Consider the following 20827-nt stretch of genomic DNA (forward strand, 5'->3'; position numbering starts at 1 on the left):
ATCGACTTGTCCACAAAGCCGGCCGCATCCGTATCCGGGTTTCGACTGTCCGCTATCCGACGCCCGGGTTCGGGATCGGACCGCCGGCAAAGTCCTACGTGCCGTCGGTAGCCCCGATATCGGTGCGGTCGAGGCCGTATTCGCCGCCGATCGGGGACGGCGCGACGTTGTCCACGGCTCTCGGGCTTCCATTCGGAAACGGGGGGTTCGCCCAATCCGCCACGAGGCCTATAGGGCGGTCGACCGGTTCGAGGTCCGCCGACAGCGCGAACCAGGCGGGACCGGTCGGCGGTTGCACGATCGCCAATGTGCCCTTGTCCACGGCCCACAACTCCATGACCGCGCCGACCGGCCGCTCCTTCGCGTCCTCCGCTCCGACGTACGCGACGCGCTCGTACAGGACCGGCCGGGGGAGCCGGAGAATGACCAGGTCCCGGATTCGACACGTGAATTCGATGCCGCTTCGCAGGCGCAGGTGGACCTGCCGGCCCCATACATCCGTGAGCACGCCTTCACGACCGGAGTAGGCGTCGCGGCACCACGCGTGCCGGTAGCGCTCGAAGAACGCGCGGCCTCTGTCGAGGTCCCGCTGCGTGCTCCCCGCAAGCTGCTTCTGCTTCGACGAGGCGGTCATCGCCCGTCCCGTCCACCCGAGCGCGACGTGCGAAACCGCACCGTCAACCGCGAGACCCGCCGGGTCTGCCAGGTCCGCCAAGTCCTCCACCAACGACGCTGAGAACGCAGGTGCCGAAGGACCGGCGTCGGGTGCGGGGCACGCGGGGCAGGTCGGAGAGCGCAGAAGTCCGCTTCGTCGACCCACTTCCGGACGAGCAGGCGCAACTGCTCGTCTTGCGCGTCGCGTTCCGGTGTCGACACGAGCGTCGAGCTTCGTTGGGTCCATCCGATGCGATCTGTCATCGTGATGACGTGTCCTTTCTCGTTTCGGGGCACGCAGGGGGCGAGGCGCTGTCCAGGCATTCACTCGCCCCCTACCTCCCATCCCTCGTCGGACCGCCGCTCGACCACGGAACGGCTGTGCCGACTCCCTCGCCCCGCACGGTCGGTCGGGACGGTCTTTGACGCACGCGGAAGTCCATCCCGCGCCGGAGTGACCCCAGCGGTTGCGGTGGGTGGTTATTCGGCCACTCTGTGGTTCAGGATCGGCCAATCGCCCTAGTCTTTGAAGAAGGCCACCGTTGCGGATGCAATTGGAACGAAGAGGGGTACGGGTGTGCGATTCCGGGAGCATCGGACCGATCCGACAAACGGATCACCTCGTCAGCGCGTGGCCGCCCAGATTCGCGAGCATCGAACGCGAGCCGGCATGTCCGTAACGGAGTTGGCCGACGTCGTTGGCTACAGCAAGGCGTCGATGAGCCGATTCGAGACGTGCGACAGTCCGGTCCCGGAAGAACTGTGCCCGAAGCTCGACGCGGCGTTCGGTACGAACGGCCTGTTCACCGCTCTGTTCGAGATGCTGCGCGGAGTGCGGTTCCCGGATCGGTACTTGGAGTACATGAGCCTGGAGAACGAGGCACTGAGCCTCGGCGAGTGGGCGGGGCTGTACATCCCCGGACTGCTTCAGACGCCGGCCTACGCTCGTACCCTGTTCCAAAACGCGGACTTGGGAGCCACCGACGAGGAGCTTGACGTCCGTGTAGCCGCACGAATGGGTAGACGCCACATCTTCGACAGGGAGAGCGGCTCCTACTTCATGGCCCTCATCGATCAGGCGGTGCTATACCGGTGGATCGGCGGAGCGGAGGTGATGCGCGCACAACTCGAATCTCTCCTGGCGCTCATGGATCACGAACACGGGATGATCAGGGTGCTGCCCTACCGCAATGCCGGGTTTGGCATCAGTGACGTAACCCAGATCGTGGTCGAGTTGGAAGACGTGACTGTCGTCTATGTTGAGGGGGGCATGTTCGGACAGATCGTTGAAGATCCGGACACCATCCGAGTACGTCGGCTGGCCTACGATCGCGCATGCGCCTACGCCCTTGACCCGAGGGAATCGGCGGTCATGATCCGTGCAGCTCTAAAGGAGTACGAAGGATGTTCACACCTCCCGACATAAGCGCACTCACATGGCGTAAGTCGACCCACAGCAACCCTGACCAGGGCGCGTGCGTCGAGGTCTCCGACGACTTTCCCGGCGCCGTCCCGGTCCGCGACAGTAAGGACCCGAGCGTCGGGTGTCTGGTTGTTCCTGTCGCTTCGTGGGGTGTGCTCACGGCGGCGTTGCGCGGCTGAGGCAATCAGTCTGTCCCGTTGCCGGGTTCGGTGAGTGGCGGGGCGTCGTGTCGGGGTGCGGCCTGCGCCATGCCAGGCCGGAGAAGTCGAGGTCTTCGACGGTCAGTCCGGCGTTGAACCGCCGTCCGGAAGGAGCACGAGGCATGCACACAACTCCCGACCTGAGCGCCGCGACCTGGCGCAAGTCGAGCCACAGCAACGACGATCAAGGTGCGTGCGTCGAAGTGGCCGATGGCTTCCCGGGTTTCGTCCCCGTTCGCGACAGCAAGGACCCCAGCATGGGTTGCCTGGTCGTGTCTGCGGGTTCGTGGGGTGTGCTCACGGCGTCGTTGCGCGGCTGAGGCAATCGGCCTGCCCCGTCGCCCGAATCGGCGGGTGACGGGGCATCGTCCCCTCGGTGCGCGGCTCGCGCTACGCCAGACCAAAGAAGTCGAGGTTTCCGACGGTCAGTCCGGCGTTGAACCCGCCGTCCAGGCGCGTCCGGAGAGGTCGAGGATTCGACGGCCCATTCGACGTCGAATCCGCGGCTCGACTTCACGTCTACACCCCCAACGCGGTGCGATCCCGCGGTGGTTGTGAGTGTGGAACGGCTTCAGTCTGTGGCCTTGGAATGGCCCGTACCCGCGTAGGTGATCCACGCGATGCGGTTGACGTCGTCGAGGAGATACCAGATACGCGGTGACGTCGTATTGCCAACGTTCCAGTTCCCGGCCTTTGAAGGTGCTTGTTTGCCCTTGAGGCGGTGCTGACGGTTGGGGTTGTCGACGGCGCGGGGAGCGACCCGGATCTTCTCGAACGCGCGGCGCACATTGCCCGCTGCCTGGCGGCTCGAGTGTGTTCCCAGCCGTCAGCTGCCTCGCCGTTGGCGAAACGAAGGTCGTCTTCGTCACCGATCGGCGGCGGCGCGGCGCGGTCTCCGCGCTTCGGGCTCACCCCGTTGCCTCGGGCATGGGCACCGGTCCGAGGTCGCCATCCGGCTCGCGGGTGAGGATCGAGAGCAGGGTGGGATCCGCGTGGATCTCCGCACTGTGCCGCCATTGGGTGAGCAGGAGCGCGATCGGGGCCAGGTTGTCCAGGGCTACCGCGCCGCGCGCCGTATCCACCAGTTCGGACAGGGTGTCTATGTCGTCGGCGGGTAGGAACGTGCTCCACGGCAGGGCTTCGGGTAGTGCCTGGCGCAAGGCGGCGACGTTCTCGGTTCGCGCCAGACCGGCCGGCAGGCGTGACGCGAAACCCATCACCGAGGTGTCTTGCTCCATCTGGTCGACACGCATCAGGGCGAGGTCCCCGGCGTCGCGTCAGCGCAGTCGTAGCGCGCGGACGGAGTCCAGCCTGCGCGTGGTCGCGGCGGGATGGTGGAGCAGCTCGCTGAAGGGCACGTCCTCGTAAGCCGTTGGCATGAGATCCACAGTAGTTCGGATGTTCAGTATTCGGGTGTGGATCGGGACACCGCAGATCAGGCATCGTCCGAGTGCCACGGAACCCTGCCGGCTCGAACGCCGGCCCCGGCACCTCGTGCGCCTTGCCTCGGGCCGTACGGATGGCGCCGGCGACGTGAACCTGATGGGACGATTTCGCCGCCGAGCCGGCGCCCCCTTGCCGGCCCCGCGCACCAGAGGCTAGGAGGCACGCCCCGTCGCCCGGTTCGGCGGGTGACGGGGCGTCGTGTCGGGTGTCGCGCGCGCTACGCCAGGCCGGAGAAGTCGAGGTTGCCGACGGTCAGGCCGGCGTTGAAGCCGCCGTCCAGGTTGATGTTCACGCCGTTGAGGAAGCCGGAGGCGTCCGCGCCCAGGAAGGCGAGTGCGAGGGCGACGTCGCGGCCGGTGGCGAGTCGGCCGTTGCCCTGGGAGATGTTCCAGTCGATCACCTTGTCGGAGATCGTCTTGCGGAAGTCCGGCAGCAGCGGGGTGTCGATCGGCGAGGGGCACACGCTGTTGATCCGCAGGCCCTTCGCCGCGGCCGTACGGGCGTAGTGCATCGTGTAAACCTGCACGAGCTCCTTGCTGTAGCTGTAGGCGTCGCTGCCGAGTTCGTTGCTCGCGAGCCATTCCTGCGCGGCGTCCCAGTCCTCGATCGCGATCAACTGCTTGATCGCCTCCAGGTGGGCCGGCCACGAAATCCCCGCGATCGATGCGGTGTTCACGATCGCCGCGCCCTCGGGCAGTGCACCCTTGGCCACGAGCGCCTCGGTCAACCGGCGCAACGAGAGGTAGTTGATCGCGAACACCGCCGGTGCGGGCAGCGTGCCGGCCACGCCCGCGTTGTTGAACAGCGCGTGTACCGGGCCGTCGATCGTGTCGACGGCGGCGTCGACCGACGCGGCGTCCGACAGGTCGGTCCGGATGAATGTGTGCGCCGAGCCGGTCGGCTCCTTGAGGTCGAGCACGGTGATGTGCTCGGCGCCCTGCTCGGCCAGCACCTCGACCAGGGCGGCTCCCACACCCGAGAAGCCTCCCGTGACGACAACGCGCTTACCTTCGAACCCGAACGGGTTGGTCATGGTGTGGAGTCCCCTCGTGACATTGGTTGGTCAGACCCTAAGGAGCATCCCTTGATTCGGTCAACGATCTGGTGAGTCGACCTCGAAGCCTTCGCTTGACCTTGTCAAGGAATCGGCCTACCGTCCGAGAGTGATCCAGTTCGCCATTCGCGACGGCATCGCCGTCATCACGCTTGACCGGCCCGAGAAGCTGAACGTGTTCTCCGGCGGGATGGGCATCGCCCTGGGAGACGCGTACGCGCGCTGCGATGCGGACGACGCGGTGCGGGTTGTGGTGCTGACCGGCGCGGGGCGGGCGTTCTGCGCGGGGGCCGATATGTCGCCGGCTGCGGACACTTTTGCGGGGCCGGAGCCGAGGTCAGGGTCCGGGCCGGGGTCGACGGCGGCGCCGGGGTCGGCGCACGGACCGGAGCCGAAGCCGAAGCCGAAGCCGGGGTCCGGTGGGCGTGCGCCTGCGCGTGCGCGGGAGTTCAGCGCGTCGCCGGTTCGGCCGCCCGCCTGGGCCGTGCGCAAGCCGGTGATCGCGGCGATCAACGGGCACGCGATCGGCATCGGGTTCACGCTGGCGATGCAGTGCGACATCCGGATCGTGGCCGAGGACGCGAAATTGGCGATTCCCCAGGTGCGGCGCGGCATGGTGCCCGACGCGCAGTCGCACTGGACGGTGCCGGCCGCCACCTCGCGAGCGGTGGCCGCCGACATCCTGTTGACCGGGCGTACGTTCCGGGGGAGCGAGGCGCTCGCGCTGGGGCTCGCCTCGCGCGCGCTGCCCGCGGCCGAGGTATTGCCCGCCGCGCTGGAGATCGCCCGCGACATCGCCACCAACGTGCACCCGGTGTCGGCCGCGCTCACCAAACGGCTGCTGTGGGCGGACGCCGGCCCGGACGAGGTCGAGCGGCTCGAAACCGCCTATCACCGCATCCTGATGGGCACCGAGGACGCGCGCGAGGGCCCGCGCGCCTGGTCGGAACGGCGCGCGCCGCGCTGGACCGGCACGGTCACCGGCGCGTGGGACCGTGTACACGAAGCGGAAACCGCGAAATCCTCGGTACAGGAGAACAAGTGACGCCCCCTCAGCTCGATGTCATGGCAGCCGGCCTCACCCTGCGCGGCATGCAACGCGCCGCAGCCGCCACCGAGCGGGCCGGCTTCGACGGGCTATGGCTCACCGAAGGCGGCCGCACCGCGTACACCGCCGCGACCGCCGCGGCGCTGGCCACCGAAAGCCTGACCATCGGCACCGGCATCGCGGTCGCCTTCGCCCGCAGCCCGATGGTCACCGCGTCGGCGGCCTGGGAACTCGCCGAGGCCACCGGCGGACGCTTCGTCCTGGGCCTGGGTACGCAGGTACGACCGCACATCGAGCGGCGCTACTCGGCCGAGTTCGACCAGCCGGGGCCGCGACTGCGCGAGTACGTCGGCGCGTTGCGGGCGATCTGGGCGGCCTTCCGGGGTGAGGAACGACTGCGGTTCAAGGGCGACTTCTATCGCTTCACGCTGATGACGCCGGAGTGGACGCCGGGCGGCTCGATCGCCGACCCGCCGATCTACCTGGCCGGGGTCAACCCGTGGATGTTGCGGATGATCGGCGAGGTGGCCGACGGCCTGCACGTCCACCCGCTGCACAGCGTGCGCTACATCGAGGAGGTGGTCCGCCCCCAACTCGCCGCCGGCGGCGCGGCCGACGACTTCGCGCTGGTCTGCCCGGTGATGACCGCGACCGGCGACACCGACGAGGAGATCGAGGCCGAACGCGAGAAGCTGCGCCTGCGCTTGGCCTTCTACGGCTCGACGCCCGGTTACGCCAAGGTCTTCGAGACCCACGGCTGGGACGACCTCCAACCCCGCCTGAACCGCCTCTTCGCCGCCAAGGACCGCGCGGGCATGGCCGCCGCGATCGACGACGAGGTCTTGGACAGCCTGACGGTGAGCGCCCCGTGGGACGGCCTGGCCCAAGCCCTGATGAACCGCTACCGCGGCGTCGCGACCCGCGTGGTCGCGTACTCGGCGGTCAGCACCTGGCGCGAGGACACCGGCGCGGTGGAACGCTGGACGGAGGTCGCAGCCGCGTTCCACGAACTGGCGTGAGAGCGGCCGGTCGCGGCGGCGCAAGGCCGAGGCGCTTCACCCGGGTGGGCGGGGCAGGCGATCCTGAGACGCGACGCCACGGTGCGCGCGGCCGGGGCGGCTCGGGATGAAGCCTGCTTGGGGTTGTCGCGGATGTTGCGTTGTCCGGCGAGCCGGGGGCCTGAGCTGACAGAAGAAGCGGCCAACGGTGGTAGGAGGGGCGGGTCTTCGGTCGAGCTTTTGTCGAGCAGCCTCCCGAGTGACCAGTGCTCTTCATAGAGAGCACTGCTCTCGGCGTTCGTTGCGCGTCGGCGGGGTCGAGCGCGGCCGGCCTTTTGCTCAGGGTCTGCGTTGGCCGGTGTCGGTCGCCCGGTCCCGGGTCGCCGGTGGTGGGGCCTGAGTTCTTCGGCGAGATGCGGGCTTTGCTTGGCAGGAACGGCCGCCGGCGACGGTGGAGGGAGTGAGCGGCTCGGTGCGGCCGGCCGGGGCGCGTTCGCGAGTGACCGGTGCTCTTGACGGAGAGCACTGCTCTCGATGTGCACTTCGCATTGGTGGGGCGGTATGCGGGTGGCTTTGTGCGCATGGGTTGGCGTTGGCCGACGTCGGTTGGCCTTGGGTCGCCGGTGGTGGAGTCTGAGTTTTCCGGTGAGACGCGGTTTGCTCGGCAGGAAGGCTCCGACAACGCCGGGGGTGGGTAGGCCAGTGGGGCCGGCCGGGGCGCGTTCCCGAGTGGGTTGATTGTTTGCGGAGAGCAGTGCTCTCGGTATGCGTCGCGTGTTGGGGGGCTGGGTGCGGGTGGATTTGTGCTCGCCGGTCGGCGTTGGCGGTGTCGGTCGGCCCCGGTTGCAGGTCGCCGCTGGTGGAGCCTGAGCCTTCCGGCGAAATGCTCGGCAGGAAAGGCACCCGAGCGGCGGAGGGAGTGGACTGGTCCGCCGAGGTTTCCCCGAAACGCCTTCCCGAGTGGCCCGACTCTTCATGGAGAGCACTGCTCTCGGCGTGCGTCGCGCCTTGGTGGGGTCGGCCGCGGGACCGCCTCGTGCCCACAGGTTGGCGTTGGGCCCTGTCCGTCGGCCCGGTCTCGGGACGTCGGCGGTCAGGAGCCCTGAGTTCTCCGGTGAGATGCCCGCTTGCCTCGCCGGGGAGGCGCCGGAGCGGGTGGTCGGGTGCGGTTGGCCGGTGCCTTCCCGGGTGGGTCGGGTGGTTGCGGAGTGCGGTGCCCGCGGTATGCGTCGCGCCAAGCCGAGAACGGCTGCGGGTGGCTTTGTACTCACCGGGCGGCGTTGGCCGGTGTTGGTCGGCCGGTCCCGGGTGACCAGCGGTTCGGGAGCCCACGACGCTCCGGCGAAATGCATCGAGATTGGTGGCCTCGAGGTCGCTGGGAATGGCGTCGTGCGCGGGCTCGGTGGGCCCCCGGTCGCAATTTGGAGGCGGGTCTCGAACCCAGGGTCGACGGCCTTCGGACAGGCGTTCACGCAGCCGTCCACACCTTCGGTAAACCGGCTCTGAGCTGCTGGTTTCCCGGAGCTTACCTAGGCTGATGACTTCTGCCGCACACCCTCGGAGGGGACATCGTGAGTGGGGAAGCGATCAGGTACGACGCAGCCGACATCCAGGTGCTGGAGCCGCGGGAAGCCGTCCGGAAGCGACCCGGTATGTACGTCGGCTCGACCGGTGAACATGGTCTGCACCACGTGGTGTTCGATGTCGTCGACCGGGCGGTGAACGAGGTCCTGACCGACCGTGCCGGCTGCGTCGACATCACGCTCACACCCGACGGCGGCGTGCGCGTCGCTGATGACGGGCCGGCTCTGTCCATCGAGGACGGCGAGGACACCGGCGGCCCCAATCTCGAAGCCCTGCTGACACGCATGCACTGCGGGCCGGGGCCCAGTGGCCGCTACGACGTGATGCCCCTCTACGGCGGTATCGGGCTCTTCGTCGCCAACGTCCTGTCGAGTCGAATGACGGCTGAGGTGTGGCGCGAAGGGGTCCATTGGGGATGGGAGTACGCGCGCGGCGTCCCGATCACGGCGCTCACCGACGCGGAGCCGTCGACCGGAAGCGGCACCACCATCGCCTTCCGACCGGACCCCGAAATCTTCGGGACGGCGGAATGCTCGTTCGACACCCTGGCGGACCGCTTCGGGGAACTGGCCTTCCTGAACCGGGACTTGGAGATCTCGCTGACAGATCTGCGCCGCCCGGCCGAGTCCCGGTCGGTTCGATTCCGGTCCTCGGACGGCACACGGGAGTTCGTCGCCTTCCTCGACGCACAGGAGGCGGCACCCGCTTACCCGGACATCATCGGCTTCGAACAGGAAGACCCACGGATGGCCGGGACGATGGAGGTGGCGTTCCGGTGGTGCGGCTCCGGCGAGGAGCGGATCCGGAGCTTCGCCAACAGCCGGCCCACCTCCTGCGGCGGAACCCACGCGAATGGCTTGCGTGATGGACTGGCCGCTGCGGTCAACGCGTACGCGCGGGCACGGCGACTCCTGACGGCGACGGATCCCGATCTCGGCGCCGACCGGATCGGCGAGGGACTGACTGCGGTCGTGTCGGTGAAGCTGGACCATCCCGAGTTCGAGGGCTCCACGCGCGGCGTACTGGGCAACGCCGAAGTACGCGCCTGCGTTGCACAGGCCGTCCGGGAACACCTCGCCAGGTGGCTGGAACAGCACCCGGAGCAGGCCGCAGCCCTGATCGACCGCATCCTCCAGGACGCCGACCAGGACTGACCGCCACCAAGCCGCCCCGCTGGTCCCACATCCGGCACCTGCGGGACGACCGGCACCACACGCATACGCAGCCAAGCCGGCGCCTCGGCCACGCCCGAGGCCGGCTTCCGCGTCCAGTGCCACAGACAGCACGCCGACAGCCCGTCACCCGAGACTACGAACAACTCGGCACAACCCATCCGTGACAGCGACCAGATCACCCGAGCCCGGGCCGGCGGCGATCTCGACCCGGATCACGGTGACGGTCGCGGACGTTGCGAGCCTGCGCGACCTGCGGTTTCGGTGGGACGGCGCAAACAAGAACTTGCCGAGTGCCGGCTTCGCGCACCGTCGGCACAACTCACCGCTACACCCGAGCAAGTACCGCCGCAGGGATCAAAACCCGGATCCCGACGTCCGCGTCTCGCTCCGCGCTCACCCGGACCTGCGGTTTCAACCCGGGTGAAGCCGCAACCTGCAACGCCATCCGGCTTCGTGACACCTCGTCACCTCCACTCGCCGCACCCAAAACGCCCCATCCCACCCGGGAAGGCGCCCCGGCGAACCTCACCGGACCGCTCTCTCCCTCCGTAGTCGCGGGCGCCTCCCGACGAGCAAGGCCCGCATCTCGCCGGAGGGCCCATGGCTCCTGGCGCCGGTGACCTGGGGCCGGGCCGACCGGCATCGGCGTACGTCGATCGGTGCGTACAAGGCCGCCCATGCCTGCTCCCACCGAGGCTCGGCGCATGGTTCGACCGGCCGACCCACTCGGCAAGGCCCTCGACGAACTTCACCGACCACCCACCCCCGCCGTCGTTGCGGGTGCCTTTCCCGCGAGCGAGCTCGCGTCTTGCCGGAGAGAACTCGGGCCCCAGACCACCGGTGACCTGGAACAGGGCTGATCGACACCGGCCGCTGCCGCCAACCTATGAGCGCAAAGCCGGCAGCCCCCGGCCCGGCCATCGCGCAACGAAGGCCGAGAGCAGTGCTCTCTGTGGAGAGCATGGGTCACTCGCGCGGGAGGCTCCTCGGCGGGCCCAATCGGAGTCTCGCCCTCTCCCGCCACCGACGGTCGCTTTTCTGCCCGGCTGCGACCTCGCCCCGCCTCGCCTCGCCGGATCTTTCCAACCCTTGCGACGACCCCGACTCGCGCCCCGATTCCAGACTCGGATCAAACCCTCGACCACGACAGTTAGCTGACGGGCCGTCAGGGAATTTCCCCTACAAATGGGACCAAAGCGTATGCACTCCTGGTGATCACTCTTCCCCGTGCCCGTGCGCCGTGCTAAACACTGTCAATCAGTTCGGCTGGAGTACACCGATCCGGTTGGCACCGTCCACGAGACGCGCCCGCCCCATCGAGGCCGAGCGGCGTTTTGCCCCCAAAGATTCCGTACAAAACCGGACGTGTCGCAGTGGTGACACGTGTCCGGCGCGCGCCTCTGCACAGAACGGAAAGTACCGGTATGTCTGCGACCGTTGAAGTACCCGCGAAGCCGCCGGAGCCCGAATCGGACCCGTCCTCGGTCGACACCGGTCGACTCGAAGGGGTGTCCAAGGGCCGGGTCTTCGCAGTTCTGGCCGTCGTGGTCATGTTCTCCGAGGTCGTGCCGCTCCAGTACGCGATGATCTCCTCTGCCGTGCCCGAGATCGCCCCGTCGTTCCGGTCCGTCGGCGAGAGCATCTCGTGGATGGTGGTGATCCTGGGCCTGGTCGGCGGCGCGGTGAGCCCGCTGATCGGGAAGCTCTCCGACGTCTACGGCAAGAAGCGACTGCTGCTCGCGACCAGCGTCTCGTTCCTGGTCGGCTCGCTGGTCTGCGCGCTCACCAGTTCGTGGCCGCTGTTCCTGGTCGGCCGTGCGCTCCAGGCGGTCGCGTTCGGGATGACCGCCGTCGTGTACGGGCTCATCCGCGACCTGATGCCGCGCAAGTTCATCCCGGTCGCGATCGGCATCTCGGCCACCGGCCTCGGTCTCTCGGCCGCGCTCGCGCCGGTGGTCGGCGGGCTGCTCACCGAGCACTACTCGTGGCGCTCGCTGTTCTGGTTCCTGGTCGTCTACATGCTCGTGCTGATCCCGCTGCTGCTGGTCGTGGTGCCGGAGTCCAAGCTGCGCGTCCCACAGAAGGTGGACTACGTCGGCGGTGTCATCCTCGGCGTCGGGCTCGCGCTGATCCTGCTCTACATCAGCCAGGGGCAATCCTGGGGCTGGAGCAAGCCCTCCGCGTTCGGATACGCGCTCCTGGGCGTGCTCGTGATCGCGCTGTGGGCACTGTGGGAGAAGCGGGTGGAGAACCCGATCATCGACCTGAAGCTGCTCACCGCCCCGCGTGTGGCGCTCGTGCTCGGGATCGCGTTCCTGGCGAACATGATCATCGGCATCCAGAACTACCTCACCAGCTACATGGGCCTGACCCCGGACAACGTCAAGCAGAGCACGCTCGACCAGTACGCCGACGGCGCCGTCCAAGGCGCGAAGGCGATGGGCGCGCCCGAGGCGATGTGGGCCGGAATCGCCGACCAGGTCAAGGCGGCTGTCTCGTTCAACGACTCGCTCGACTACGCGCTCGGCTTCACCCTGCTCGGGCTCGCCCTGCACGTGCTGATCTGGCAGTCGATGTCCAGCATGATCGCCGGCCCACTGGCCGGGCTGTGGGGCCAGCGCCGAGGGCTGCGGATGCCGATGATCGTCGGCGTCGGGACGCTGACCGTCGCCGGCTTCATGTACCTGTTCCTGCACGACTCGTGGCAGTTGATGCTGCTCTGCGGCGTGGTCTACGGCATCGGCTTCGGGATGTACTACGCCGCGGCGCCGAACCTGATCATCGAGGCGGTACCGCAGGAGCAGCAGGGCATCTCATCCAGCATGCTGGTCGTCGCCCAGTCGTTCGGCGCGTCGGTCGGGGTCGCGCTGCTGTCCCCGATCTTCACCGACAACCGGTTGAAGATCACCGGTCCGGCACCGAGCGGCCAGGGCCTGGCCACCAACGACGCGTGCAACGAGCGGGGCTGCACGTACACCACGGACGCCTTCACCACCGGGTTCTGGGTCCTGATCGTGTGCGGCGTGCTGGCGCTCGTGATCGCCCTGGTGATGAAGCACGGTCGCAAGCCCGCCACGGGCGGCCTGCTGCACTAGCGATCGGCCGCCACCGAACGGGTCGACCCGGTCGCGTCGGTCGGCGTCCGACAGGGGTGGCCTGCGGCCTGACACACCCTCAGGGCCCGGGTATCCGAGGGGGATACCCGGGCCCTGACGGCACGTCACCGGCCGACCCGGCCGACCCGGCCGACCCGACCGACCCGACCGACCCGGCCGACCCTGCCCTCGCCTCGCCGACCCGATTCGATCCGGTCCCCGCCCAGCCCCGCCTACACTCCGAGCTTCAGCGTGTCCAACAGCGCGATCAGCCGCGCCGCCTGCTGCTCCGGGTCGCCGTCCGCCGGGGTGAGGCGCAGTTCCGGTGCCTCCGGCGCCTCGTACGGGGCCGAGATCCCGGTGAAGTCGCCGATCTCCCCGCGGCGGGCCTTGGCGTACAGGCCCTTCGGGTCGCGACGTTCGCATTCCTCGATCGGGGTGTCCACGAACACCTCCAGGAACGGCAGTCCGTCCCGGGCGTGCAGGGCGCGGACCCGGTCGCGGTCGGCGCGGTACGGGCTGATCACCGGGACGATCGCGATCACACCCGCATCGGCGAACAGGCGGGCCACCTCGCCGACCCGGCGGATGTTCTCGGTCCGGTCCTCGGCCCCGAAGCCCAGGTCGCCGTTCAGTCCGAGCCGGACGTTGTCGCCGTCCAGGCGGTACGCGGTGATCCCACGCTCGACCAGGAGCCGCTCGGCGATCACCGCGACCGTCGACTTGCCCGAGCCCGACAGCCCGGTGAACCAGATTGTCGCCCCGAGCGCCGGACGCTGCTCGCGCGTCACTCCGCCCTCGTGCCAGACCACGTTGCGCTCGCTCACGACTCTCCATCCGCGTTGATTCGCGTTGATTCCGCGCTGATACCGAGGGTTCGTACGGTACGGGGCACCCCTCACCCTCCCGGATCCGGTCCGCCACCCGGACCACTCAGCCCCGAGCCCGAATCCGAACCCGAGCCGTACCCGGAGCCGAGCCGTACCCGGAGCCGGAACTCATGCAACCCGAGCCGGACTCAAGCGGGCAACCCGAGCCCGAACTCAAGTCGGCAACCCGAGCCGCACCCCGAGCCACCCCACCCCCCACAACCGCATCGCCGATCAGTATCTGACACCTCTTCAGATTTACCTTCACAAAGAGCTAATCTGCGGCGGGGTCGCGCCCACTCGGCGTCCGCCCGCGAACTCGAACGACGTGAGGGAGGCCGTACCGCCATGGCCTGGACACCGCCGCACCGCGCCGCCTGGACCGAGACCCTTGCCGCCGGCGACATCCCACCGCTCACCGACGATCTGGACCGGCCGTTCGCCGCCGCCGCGCTGATCGGCGAGGCCCAGGCCAGGACCGGACTGACCGACCCGGGCGAGGACGACGACCCCGGCTTCCGCGAGGGGTTGGACCGACTGCTCCACGCGCTGGAGCACGAGGCGAACCTGGACCGGGTGGGCCGCTGGTGGGCGCACACGTGGGTGGCCCGGCTCCTGGACGTGCGGCTTCAGGTGGCCCGCTACGTCCGGGACGATCCCGGCGTCCGCGACGAGCCGATCCAGCGCCCGATCTTCGTCACCGGCGGTCCCCGGACCGGGACTTCGATCCTGCATGCGCTGCTTGCCCGGGATCCGGCGAACCGGGTGCCGGCCACCTGGGAGTTCCTGCGCCCGGTTCCGCCGCCGGAGCCCGCGACCCGGGACGCCGACCCGCGGATCGGGCTCGCCGAGCGCGAGATCCGGTTCATCACGAGTGCGGTGCCGGCCATGGACGCGATCCACGAGAAGAGCGGCACGCTGCCCAAGGAATGCATCAGCGCGCATGCGCTCGCGTTCCGATCCGAGGACTTCACCGGGCAGTTCGCGATCCCGTCCTACGCCGCGTGGTTGGCCGAGTGCGACATGCGACCCGCGTACGCCTATCACCGGCTCGTGTTGCAGATCCTCCAGCGCCGAACGCCGGGGGAGACCCGCTGGGTGCTCAAGTCACCCGCGCACCTGCTGACCCTGGACGCGCTGGTCGACGTGTACCCCGATGCGCGGCTCGCGGTGACCCATCGCGATCCGCTCACCGTGCTGGCCTCGTTGAGCAGCCTGATCGCCACGATCCACCACGCGTACGGCAATCCGTCCGACATTCGGGACGTCGCCCGCACCCAGAGCGCCCTGTGGTGCACCGCGTACGACCGGCTCACCGCGTTTCGTGACGCGGGTCGGGTCGCCGAATCCGACTGGCACGACTCGGCCTACGCCGACTTCATGCGCGACCCGATCGCGGTGGTGGGCGAGTTGTACGCCACATTCGGTCTGGATCTCACCACCGTGGCCGAGACGGCGATGCGCGCGTACCTGACCGAACGGCCCCAGGGTAGGCACGGGAGGCACAACTACTCGTTCGACGACCTCGGATTGGCCCGGGAGGACGTACGATCTCGGCTGACGGACTATCAGAAGCGGTTCCTGGTCCCGACGGAAGAGATCTGACGTGCAGTCGAACGAACTCCGCGCGAACGACCCGCACCAGCAAGTCCCGCACCAGCAAGCACCGCAACGGCAAGTCGCGAACGACCGCCACCACCACGACCGGCACCACCACGACCCGCGTCGCAACGACCCACCCGCGCACGACGTGGTCAACGGCACCGCGTGGCGAGCCTATTGCGAGCGCATGGCCGCCCTCGGCGACCGCATCCTGGAGGCCGACTTCCCCGGCGCGACCGACGCCGACCGAGCCGAGGGCATCCGGCACCTGGCCAATCAGGTCGCCTGCTGGCTGACCTACCAACTCGCCGCGACCGACCCGCAGAACCCGGCCTTCTTCACCCACAACGACCTCGCCTACCGCTGGGGCGGGCCGAACGTGGACCAGAACGCGCGCCGCGCGCCGATCGCGGGGGACGGCGTGTACCGGCTCACCGTGACGATGAACGCGTGCGAGAAGTTCGTACTCCAGGTCAAACCGGGGGACATGCACTCCGGGCGGACCGACATCGTCGCCGAGACCTCCTCGACCGCGCTGGGCGTCGGGCCCGGCGACACCGTCGAGATCATCCTCAGCGCCACCGAGCAGCCCGGGAACTGGGTCCCCCTCACACCGGACGCCCGGGTTCTGCACGTACGCGACTACTACTTCGACTGGAAGCCGGAACAGCCCGCCATGCTCGCCCTCGAACGCCTGGACACCCAGGGGCGACCGGCCGCACGGGTGACCCCGGAGCGGGTCGCGGGCATGCTCGACGGCGCCGCGACGTCGGTGGAGAACTCGATCGAAGTCTGGAACGACTGGGTGCGCACCACCGGCGACCGGCAGGCGGTGAACACGTTCAGTACGCCGGCCACGGTGGCCGGCGGGGTCAAGGAGGTCGTGTACGGCTTCGCGCGGGTGCGGCTGACGGATGATCAGGTGCTGATCGTGGAGACCGACCCCCGCGTCTCCGGGCAGTGGGATCTCCAGCTCTACAGCCCCGGTTGGTTCGAGTCGCTCGATTTCGCCAACCGCCAGACCTCGCTCAATCACGTGCAGGCCGAGCGCGATCCCGACGGGCTGATCCGGGTCGTGATCGGCGCGGTGGACCCCGGCGTACCGAACTGGCTGGACACCGAGGGGCGAACGGAGGTTTTCGCGACGCACCGCTGGCTCGACCCCCGCGAACAACCCACCGTCCGGGCTCTGGTGGTCCCCCGCCACGAGGTCCGCGACCACCTCGTCCCGACCACCCGCACGGTCGACGAACCGGAACGCCGCGAAACGATGCGAAGGCGCTCCGCGCACGTCTCGTGGCGCTTCCGGGCCTGACGTCGGATCGACGCCGACACCGACACCGCCATCGACGCCGACACGTCCTGCCACATCCGGCGGGCGGGACCGAACGCCCGGACGGCCGCTCGCTCCCGGGCCGACGTCGTCAGCCCGGTTCGGCGTCGACGTGCGTCAGCCGGTCTCTTCCACGTACCCCGCCAAGTTGGCGAGCGAGGAGGCGATTCCGACCTCGTGTGCCGCCTGGTCGATGCCGGGCGGCACATCCGTGGCGGTGACGGTCACCCTGGTCGCGTCCCCGCCACGGTTACTGCCACTGCCACTGCCACCACCGCCACTGCCACCGCCATCATCGGCAACGAGGTGCCAGGTCATCGTCATGGTCCCCGCGTACGACGGGTCGTCGGCCTCGAACACGGCCCGCTGCACCACGCGCTCCGCCCGCACCAGTTCACCGAACTCGACGTCGACGACATCCGTCGCGTCCGAGGTCTTGCCGGGGCTGTCGGTGGGGTCGAGGTAGGTGAGGACCATCCGGAACCCGCCACCGGGCCGCGGATCCCACCGCTCGATCCGCCCGCGCATGCCCTCCGGCGGCAACCAGGTCTCGAGGGACTCCCGGTCCAGGAGGGCGTCGTAGACGGTCGCCGGTGATGCTGCGATCACCCGACTCGCACGGTCGGTCCTGTCCATGGCCCGAGTGTAGGCAGCCGACGGCCGGAACCTCGGATCAGACCGTTGCGCTCTCCGTCTCCGGCTTCGGGGCGGGGACGACCTCGGTCTTCTTGCGGAGCGTGGAGGCGGCGTCCGAGTCGCGGATGGTCAGGGCGGCGATCGCGCCGAGGACCGCGAGGCCGGCCGCGACCAGGAAGGCCACGTGGTAGGCGTGCAGGTTCGGGCTCGGGGCGCCGCCGGAGTGGATGGTCATCGTGCCGATTCCGGCGAGCACGCTCGCCAGTAGCGCGACGCCGAGGGCCGAGCCGAGTTGGCGCTGCACGTTGAAGAGGGTCGAGGCGCGGCCGTTGTCGGCCGGCGCGGTACGCGCGAACGCCGCCGCCTGCATCGGGATCATCACGTGCGCCATCGAGGCACCCGTGCAGAACATCAACACCACGATCAGTACGGCCGAGGTGTCGCCGTCGACCAGAGCGAGCAGCGCCGCGCACGCGCCGATGCCGAGCAGGCCGCCCGCCATCAGTCGGCGCGGACCGACCACCGGGTACAGGCGCGAGACCCACTGGGTGGCGATCACCACACCGAACGCCTCGGGGAAGGTGAGCAGGCCGGTCTCCAGGGCGCTCTTGCCGAACGCCTGCTGCTGCATCAGCGGGAAGACGTACAGCACGCCCAGGAACGCCGCGGAGTTGACCATCGACACCACGTTGGTGCTCACGAACAGCCGATCGCGGAGCAGCCGCAGGTGCAGCATCGGCTCCTTGACCCGCAGTTCGACGAAGACCATCGCGATACACAGGATCAGCCCGGAGATCCCGGTGGACAGGATGATCGGCGAGCCCCAGCCCTTGGTCGCGCCCTCGCTCAGCGCGTACATCAGCAGCGCGAAGCCGGCCCCGGAGAGCACGAAGCCGGGCAGGTCGAAGCGACCGGCCTTGGGGTTCTTGTACTCCTCCAGGAAGATCAGGCCGAACACGAACGCGGCCACGCCCACCGGCAGGTTGATGTAGAAGACCCAGCGCCAGGACGCCTTGTCCACGAGCAGGCCGCCGAGCACCGGGCCGAGCGCGGGTGCCAGGGCGGTGGGGACCATCAGGATGCGGGACGCGCGCACGCGCTCCTCGGGCGGGAAGACCCGGAACATCATCGCCATGCCGACCGGCGTCAGCATGCCGCCGCCCGCGCCCTGGAGGATGCGGAACAGCACCAGTTGGTCGATGCTCTGGGCCAGCCCGCACAGCGCGGACGCGCCGGTGAACAGGGCGAGCGCGATCAGGAAGATGCGCTTGGTGCCGAAGCGGTCGCCGAGCCAGCCGGACGCGGGGATGAACACCGCGAGGCTGACCAGGTAGCCGACCGCGACCGTGGCCAGGCTCGCCTGGGAGGCGCCGAGGTCCTTGCCGATCGCCGGCAGCGCGACGTTGATGATGGTGATGTCGAGGATGTTGACGAACATCGCGGCGACGAAGACGGCGCCGACCACGACCTTCTGGCTGAGGCGAGACGCGGATATGGGCGGCATACGGCAGGGGCCTTCGTTCGGGGAGGGTGCGTGGAGGGCGGGAGGGGGAGGCGAGAGCCGAGTGTGGAGGCGAAGCCTGATACTGAGCGAAGCTCACTATATCTTTTCGTACAGGTGCATACGACAGGTTTTTCCCGACCGGACCAACGCCGACGGCCCGGGAGAGCTTCCTCCCGGGCCGTCGGCGTGACGCTTGTTACAGGTGGTCGGGTCTGACAGGTGGTCGGGCCGGTCGGCCCGCCGGTTCCCTACCGGTCGACCGCGCTCAGTGCTCGCCCTCGCCGCGCGCCGGCACACCGAGTGCCTTGCACGCGTCGTTGTACTGCGTGACGACCTCGACCCGCACGTCCCGGCGCTCGGTGATCGAACGACTCCACGGCACCCGCACCGCGACCGGTTCGCCGGCAACGATCGCCGAGTAGTACGCCGCGTCGCCGTCCAGACCGGTCATCGTGGCCGAGGTGGCCTCCGGCTGCCCGCCCAGGCCGCGCGAGATCAGCAGACAGTCGTCGGGGTGGTCGTCGTTCATGTGCTTGCAGACGGCGGTGATCGCGTCCGCTCCGAACGGGTTGACGCTCGCCTCGCTCATGCGGGTCGCCTCCAGCGGTAGGGGTGGGATCAGGCGCGTGCGGAGTCGCGGCGTCGACGAGACGCGGCGACCGCACCCACGCCGACCACCAGCATGCCCGCGCCGACATAGGCGAGCTGCGTGCTCGACGAACCGGTCTTGGGCAACTTCGGCTCGCCGGCCTCGGTGGTGGCGCCGGTCTGCGGCGTCGTCGTGGCAGGCGCCGCGGGCGCGGCGGCGCCGAAGGTCACCGGGACCCACACGTCCTGGTCGCGGTTGGCCAGGTCGGTGTGGTCGTTGAAGGTGGCCACGAAGCACGCGGTGGCGGCGCAGTCCACCTTCTTCTTGTCCTTGCCCTCGAAGCTCTGCGCGGGCTTGATCTTGACCGAGAAGGTACCGTCCGCGCCGACCTGCGGGACGTAGCCCGCGTTGCCGTACTGGGTCGGCACGCCGCCGGCCGGCTTGGCCACGGTCTGCGCGATGTACACGCCCTTGCCCGGCTTGTAGCCCTTGCCGGTGACGGTGATCTCCTCGCCGCCGCCGGCCAGCCCGGTCGACTTGGACAGGGTGATGGTGGGGGCGTCGGCGGCCGACGCGGGGGCGGCGGCGAAGGTGGTGAGGCCGAGGCCGGCGATCGCGCCGGCGGCGACGGCCGCGGCGGTACGGGACTTGCGCATATGTGGACTCCGGAAGCTGGGAACGAGCTCGGTGGGTCGGGGGAGGCCGGGTCAGGCGCCCTGGCGCCGGCGCTTGACCACCACGCCGACGGCCACCAGGACCACCACGACCGCGGCGACCACCCCGATGATCAGGCCGGTGTTGCTGCTGTCGTCGTCCTCGTCCCGCGCCGAGGTCTTCGCGGTGTCGGCACCGGGCGAGGCGGCGGGGGCGGCGGCCGAGGACGGCGGCGCACCACCCGCGCCGGGAGCGCCGGCCTGGGGAGCGGCGGTGGCCGGCCCGGGGCTCGCGGGCAGGCCCGGAGCCTCGCCCGCGAAGCCGATCGGGAGGTAGACCTCCTGCGTACGGTCCTTGCCGTTGGCCGAGTTGGACGTCGCGATGGCGCACCGGGTCTTGAGGCAGTCGACCGTGCCGAACTTGGCGGCGACCTTGACGTCGGTGCTGAACGAGCCGGTCGCGTCCGCCTCGGTGGGGCCGCCGAACGAGCCCATGTCGCACGCGCGGCCCGCGCCCTGGGCGGGGTCGCACGGCAGGATGAACAACCGTACGCCGGGCGTGAAGCCCTTGCCGACCAGCTTGACCACGTCGCCCGCCGGGTTCAGCCCGGTGGTCTTCTCCGCGGTCAGCGTGGCCTTGCCCGCCGCCGGGGTGCCGCTCGCGTGCGCGGGGCTCGCGAGGCCGACGAGCGCCCATGCGAGAAGGAGGGTCGCGATCGCGGCGACGGTGCCGCCGAGGCGTCCGGTGCGGGCTGGGCTCACGTTGTGTCCTCTGGGCCGACCGTACGACTGCGTACGGAATGATTGGAGGTGAGGCTATCCTAAGACCGGGCCGGATCACCCGGACTTCCGGGGGTTGCCCGCGAGGCCGTCCGGGAACGGTGTGAGAACCGCATGACGGCGCCGAACGACAACGGTGCGCAAACCGCGCGACAACGCCGTACTCGAACGACGCGAAACCGCG

Annotated in this window: 19 protein-coding genes; 9 read left to right on the forward strand and 10 right to left on the reverse strand. The window is 69.3% G+C overall.

Annotated elements, in window-relative coordinates; genetic code table 11:
* Positions 1-94: 94 nt before the first annotated feature.
* On the reverse strand, positions 95-634 hold the full coding sequence (locus ACZ4FV_RS01335; protein WP_465321559.1) for a hypothetical protein: 540 nt from the start codon (positions 632-634) through the stop codon (positions 95-97).
* A 651-nt stretch (positions 635-1285) separates the two neighbouring features.
* Here ACZ4FV_RS01335 and ACZ4FV_RS01340 point away from each other — a divergent pair.
* The 3 genes from ACZ4FV_RS01340 (at position 1286) to ACZ4FV_RS01350 (ending at position 2597) form a co-directional block, all read left to right on the forward strand.
* Complete coding sequence (locus tag ACZ4FV_RS01340; RefSeq protein ID WP_402229127.1) at positions 1286-2080, forward strand: helix-turn-helix domain-containing protein; 795 nt, start codon at positions 1286-1288, stop codon at positions 2078-2080.
* On the forward strand, positions 2059-2256 hold the full coding sequence (locus ACZ4FV_RS01345; protein ID WP_395859698.1) for a DUF397 domain-containing protein: 198 nt from the start codon (positions 2059-2061) through the stop codon (positions 2254-2256). Before ACZ4FV_RS01340 ends, ACZ4FV_RS01345 begins: the two co-directional genes overlap by 22 nt.
* A 143-nt stretch (positions 2257-2399) precedes the next feature.
* Positions 2400-2597, forward strand: coding sequence for a DUF397 domain-containing protein (locus ACZ4FV_RS01350; protein WP_395859697.1), 198 nt, complete (start codon positions 2400-2402; stop codon positions 2595-2597).
* Between the two features lie 251 nt (positions 2598-2848).
* Here ACZ4FV_RS01350 and ACZ4FV_RS01355 read toward each other — a convergent pair whose 3' ends face one another.
* From ACZ4FV_RS01355 to ACZ4FV_RS01365, 3 genes are all read right to left on the reverse strand, one after another.
* Complete coding sequence (locus ACZ4FV_RS01355) at positions 2849-3064, reverse strand: hypothetical protein (protein WP_465321560.1); 216 nt, start codon at positions 3062-3064, stop codon at positions 2849-2851.
* A gap of 121 nt (positions 3065-3185) precedes the next feature.
* Complete coding sequence (locus ACZ4FV_RS01360; protein ID WP_465321561.1) at positions 3186-3530, reverse strand: hypothetical protein; 345 nt, start codon at positions 3528-3530, stop codon at positions 3186-3188.
* Positions 3531-3940: 410 nt separating this feature from the next.
* The gene (locus ACZ4FV_RS01365) at positions 3941-4756 is read right to left on the reverse strand and encodes a coniferyl-alcohol dehydrogenase (RefSeq protein ID WP_395859694.1); all 816 of its coding nucleotides are present in this window, start codon (positions 4754-4756) and stop codon (positions 3941-3943) included.
* Between the two features lie 130 nt (positions 4757-4886).
* Here ACZ4FV_RS01365 and ACZ4FV_RS01370 point away from each other — a divergent pair, with 130 nt between their 5' ends.
* The 4 genes from ACZ4FV_RS01370 (at position 4887) to ACZ4FV_RS01385 (ending at position 12677) form a co-directional block, all read left to right on the forward strand.
* Complete coding sequence (locus ACZ4FV_RS01370; protein ID WP_465321562.1) at positions 4887-5822, forward strand: enoyl-CoA hydratase/isomerase family protein; 936 nt, start codon at positions 4887-4889, stop codon at positions 5820-5822.
* Positions 5819-6844, forward strand: a complete 1026-nt coding sequence (locus tag ACZ4FV_RS01375) for a TIGR03617 family F420-dependent LLM class oxidoreductase (RefSeq protein ID WP_395859692.1) — start codon at positions 5819-5821, stop codon at positions 6842-6844. Before ACZ4FV_RS01370 ends, ACZ4FV_RS01375 begins: the two co-directional genes overlap by 4 nt.
* Positions 6845-8394: 1550 nt before the next feature.
* Positions 8395-9561 (forward strand): ATP-binding protein, encoded by a 1167-nt coding sequence (locus tag ACZ4FV_RS01380; RefSeq protein ID WP_465321563.1) that lies wholly within the window; start codon positions 8395-8397, stop codon positions 9559-9561.
* Positions 9562-11006: 1445 nt separating this feature from the next.
* Positions 11007-12677, forward strand: a complete 1671-nt coding sequence (locus tag ACZ4FV_RS01385; RefSeq protein ID WP_395859690.1) for an MFS transporter — start codon at positions 11007-11009, stop codon at positions 12675-12677.
* A 233-nt stretch (positions 12678-12910) separates the two neighbouring features.
* Here the strand turns inward: ACZ4FV_RS01385 and cysC are convergent, their stop codons facing one another.
* The gene (cysC, locus tag ACZ4FV_RS01390) at positions 12911-13504 is read right to left on the reverse strand and encodes an adenylyl-sulfate kinase (RefSeq protein WP_395859689.1); all 594 of its coding nucleotides are present in this window, start codon (positions 13502-13504) and stop codon (positions 12911-12913) included.
* Positions 13505-13894: 390 nt separating this feature from the next.
* On the opposite strand from cysC, the gene ACZ4FV_RS01395 reads away from it, so the two are divergent.
* Both ACZ4FV_RS01395 and ACZ4FV_RS01400 read left to right on the forward strand, forming a co-directional pair.
* Positions 13895-15151, forward strand: coding sequence for a sulfotransferase family protein (locus ACZ4FV_RS01395; protein ID WP_395859688.1), 1257 nt, complete (start codon positions 13895-13897; stop codon positions 15149-15151).
* Position 15152: 1 nt separating this feature from the next.
* The gene (locus ACZ4FV_RS01400; protein ID WP_395859687.1) at positions 15153-16463 is read left to right on the forward strand and encodes a DUF1214 domain-containing protein; all 1311 of its coding nucleotides are present in this window, start codon (positions 15153-15155) and stop codon (positions 16461-16463) included.
* A gap of 135 nt (positions 16464-16598) precedes the next feature.
* Here the strand turns inward: ACZ4FV_RS01400 and ACZ4FV_RS01405 are convergent, their stop codons facing one another.
* From ACZ4FV_RS01405 to ACZ4FV_RS01425, 5 genes are all read right to left on the reverse strand, one after another.
* A complete protein-coding gene (locus ACZ4FV_RS01405) occupies positions 16599-17117 on the reverse strand; it encodes an SRPBCC family protein (RefSeq protein WP_395859686.1) in 519 nt (172 codons plus the stop codon).
* A 37-nt stretch (positions 17118-17154) separates the two neighbouring features.
* Positions 17155-18621 (reverse strand): MDR family MFS transporter, encoded by a 1467-nt coding sequence (locus ACZ4FV_RS01410; RefSeq protein WP_402229112.1) that lies wholly within the window; start codon positions 18619-18621, stop codon positions 17155-17157.
* Positions 18622-18886: 265 nt separating this feature from the next.
* Positions 18887-19210, reverse strand: a complete 324-nt coding sequence (locus ACZ4FV_RS01415) for a DUF2470 domain-containing protein (RefSeq protein WP_395859684.1) — start codon at positions 19208-19210, stop codon at positions 18887-18889.
* Between the two features lie 29 nt (positions 19211-19239).
* Positions 19240-19866 (reverse strand): neocarzinostatin apoprotein domain-containing protein, encoded by a 627-nt coding sequence (locus tag ACZ4FV_RS01420; RefSeq protein WP_402229109.1) that lies wholly within the window; start codon positions 19864-19866, stop codon positions 19240-19242.
* Positions 19867-19917: 51 nt separating this feature from the next.
* The gene (locus tag ACZ4FV_RS01425) at positions 19918-20625 is read right to left on the reverse strand and encodes a neocarzinostatin apoprotein domain-containing protein (RefSeq protein ID WP_402229106.1); all 708 of its coding nucleotides are present in this window, start codon (positions 20623-20625) and stop codon (positions 19918-19920) included.
* Positions 20626-20827 lie beyond the last annotated feature (202 nt).

The organism is Embleya sp. NPDC025285, assembly GCF_055558835.1.